Here is a 3,093-nt window from a genome sequence, read left to right on the forward strand (position 1 = left end):
GGCGCGCGCTGACGGTCTTGTCGCGGCAGCGCACCAGGATCTCCGGGCTGGCGGCGACCACCGAGAAGCCGCCGAAATCGCCGAAGACCAGGAAGGGGGCGGGGTTGATCCGCCGCAACGCACGGTATAGCGCGAAGGGCGGCAGCGCGAAGGGCACCGAGAAGCGCTGCGAGGGCACCACCTGGAAGGCATCGCCCGCGCGGATGTACTCCTTCGCGCGCTCCACCGCGGCGATGTAGCCGGCCTCGGTGAAGTTGCTGTCGGGCTCGGACAGGCGCGGCAGGTTGGCCGGGGGTGCTGCCCGTGGCACCGGGCGGTCGAGCGCCGCCTCCGCCTCGTCCAGCCGCGCCTCGGCGGCCTCGATCAGCGCATCGGGCTCGCCGCCCGGCCAGACTGGGGCACACAGCGTGAGCGTGTCCCGCACATGGTCGAACACGGCCATGAGGGTGGGCCGCGTCAGCACCGCATCCGGGATGCCGAGCACGTCGGGCTTCACCGAGGGCAGCTTCTCGATCAGCCGCACCATGTCGTAGCCGAGGTAGCCGAACAGCCCGGCGGCCATCGGCGGCAGCCCCGGCGGCACCGGCATCCGCGCCTCGGCGATGGTGCGCCGCAGGCTGTCCAGCGCGGCGCCCGGCTCGGGCTCGAAGGCATGCGGCGCGGTGAGCGCGTGACGGTTGATCTCGGCCCGCCCGTCGCGGCAGCGCCACACCAGGTCCGGCGCCAGCCCGATCCCCGAATACCGCCCGCGCGCCGCCCCGCCCTCGATGCTCTCCAGCAGGAAAGCATTGGCCTGCGCCCCGCCGGTCAGCTTCAGGAAGGCACCGACCGGGGTGTCGAGGTCGGCCACCCGCTCGCGCACCAGGATGCCCCCGCGCCCGGCTGCGAGCGCGGCGCGCACCGCCGCGGCGTCGGTCCCGCTCATCGCCCGGTCACCTGGTCGAGCAGGCTGCGGTTGATCCGCACATCGGCGCGGCCCCTGAGCGCGATGGCGTATTGTTCCTCCAGCTCGTCCTGCATCGACTGCTCGATCTCGCTGCGCATCCGCCCCATGCCGAGCGGATCGGTCGCCGGGTTGAAGGGGATGACCTCGGACAGCTGCGCGACCGCGAAGCCGGTGCGCGTCTCGGCCATGGTCACGTCGCCGACCCGTGCCTCGAACAGCGGCGCCAGGAGTTCCGGCGGCAGCGTGCCGGCCTGCTGCGGGTTGCGGCCGAAGGGACCCATGCGCTGGGCGGTGAAGCCGGCCTCCTCGGCCGCCTCCGCCATGGTCTTGCCGCCGCGCACCGCGGCGAGCAGCGCGGCCGCGCGTTCCTCCGCCGCGCGGCGGCGCGCATCGGCGATGAAGGCCGTGGTGAGCGATCCCTGCACGCTCTCGAAGGGGCGCAGCGCCGGCGGCGTGACCGCGCGCAGCTCCACGGCCACGAAGGCGTCGCCCATCTCGGTCATGCGCGGCGCATCGCCCTGCCGCGCGGCAAAGACCGCGCGCAGCAGATCGGCACGCTGCGCCTCGGGCACCGGCAGCGCCACCACGGCGTTCTCCGGGTCGCGCCCGGTCGAATCCAGCGTGACCGTGGCGACCTGCGCGCCGAAGCGCTGCGCCACCTCGGCCAGCGGCGTGCCGCCGGCCAGCGCATCCTCGACCCTGTTGGCCCGCTGGTAGGCCAGGTCCAGCGCGCGGTCGTGCGCCACCTCGGCGCGCAGCTCGTCGCGCACCTCGGCGAGCGTGCGCACCGCCGCGGGCTCGATGCGCTCCACCTTCAGCACATGCCAGCCGAAAGGCGACTGCACCGGGTCGGTCACGCCGCCATCCGGGGCGGCGAAGGCGGCATCGGCCACGTTCGCGAGCGGCAGCGTCGCGCGGTCGAGCAGCCCGAGATCCGCCGCGCTGCCATCCGCCGCCGTGGCCGCCGCCTCGATCGCCGGGAACTCCGCGCCGCCGCGCCAGGCCTGCGCGATCTCGCGCGCCGCCGCCTCGTTCGGCACCACCGCCTGGCGCAGCGCGCGGCGCTCGGGCGTGTCGTATTGCGCGCGGCGCTGCTCGTAGGCGGCGGCGAGCTCGGCGTCCGGCACCTCGATCTCGGCCGCCACGGCTTCGCTCGAGACCACGGCGATCACCGCCTCGCGATATTCCGGGCTGGAGAAGCGCGCCGGGTTGTTCTCCTGGTAGCGGCGCAGCTGCGCCTCGGTCGGCGGCTCGGGGTCGGGCATGGCGGCGGTGTTGACCGCGACCACCTCCGCCGCGCGGCGTTCCATCAGCCAGGCCAGCAGGGGGGCGGACATGACATCGGGCCCAGCCGCGCCCGAGCGCACCGCCCCGGCGAGCTGCTGGCGCAGCAGGTCGCTCGCCACGACCTGGAGGAATTGCGGCTCGTTCAGCTCGTTCTGCCGCAGGAAGCTGTCGAGGATCGGGCGCGAGAAGGTGCCGTCCGCCCCGCGCAGCCCCGGGATGGCGAAGACCGAGTTGCGCACCGCCTCGGCCGGCGCGCCGATGCCAAGGCGCCGCGCCTCGGCGCGCAGCGCGCGGTCGGCGATGAGTTGTTCGAGCGCCTGCGCGGCCACGGCGCGGCGGATATTGTCGTCGGGCTCGAAGCGGTTGCCCATCTGCCGCGCGATGCGCGCCATCTCGCGCCGCGCGCTGGCCTGTGCCTCGGGCAGCTCGATCGGCTCGCCGCCGACCCGCGCCACCGCCGTGTCGCGGCCGAGGTTGCGCACCACGTCCTCGATCCCCCAGATGGCGAAGGACAGGATGAGCATGACGAAGAGGATCTTGGCGACCCAGGTGCCGGCGAGGCGGCGCAGTGCGGTAAGCATGGCCGCGTGCCTACCAGCGGGCGGCGGGCGGCGGAAGGGGGCGGCCGTGGCCTGGCTTGGAGGGCGCGCGCATTTCCGATACTCCGGCGCGCCTGAAGGAGACGCCGCATGACCCCCGGAACCCGCCCCATGATCGCCGGCAACTGGAAGATGCACGGCCTCGCCGCGGATGGGCTGGCGCTGACCCACGCGGTCGCCGCGGGCGCCGCGGGGCCGGCCGAGCTGGTGGTCTGCCCGCCGGCCACGCTGGTCGCCGCCGTGGCCGCGGCCCTGGCCGGC

General features: G+C 74.8%; 3 protein-coding genes. 1 reads left to right on the top strand and 2 read right to left on the bottom strand.

The annotated features are described in order from the left end of the window. The coding region (locus HW578_RS24710; RefSeq protein WP_198373359.1) for a chorismate-binding protein at positions 1-925 on the bottom strand (925 nt) is incomplete at its 3' end. Beyond that, positions 922-2,814 (bottom strand): peptidylprolyl isomerase, encoded by a 1,893-nt coding sequence (locus HW578_RS24715; RefSeq protein ID WP_198373360.1) that lies wholly within the window; start codon positions 2,812-2,814, stop codon positions 922-924. The genes HW578_RS24710 and HW578_RS24715, both read right to left, overlap by 4 nt. Before the next feature lie 129 nt (positions 2,815-2,943). Between HW578_RS24715 and HW578_RS24720 the strand changes: the two genes are divergently transcribed. Then, the coding region (locus tag HW578_RS24720; protein ID WP_255529140.1) for a triose-phosphate isomerase at positions 2,944-3,093 on the top strand (150 nt) is incomplete at its 3' end.

The organism is Roseomonas rosulenta (genome assembly GCF_016106005.1).
Lineage (GTDB): Bacteria > Pseudomonadota > Alphaproteobacteria > Acetobacterales > Acetobacteraceae > Neoroseomonas > Neoroseomonas rosulenta.

What these genes read in the sequence shown, in the direction of transcription:
- HW578_RS24715 (WP_198373360.1), bottom strand. Translation starts at nt 2,814, where the DNA reads ATGCTTACCGCACTGCGCCGCCTCGCCGGCACCTGGGTCGCCAAGATC.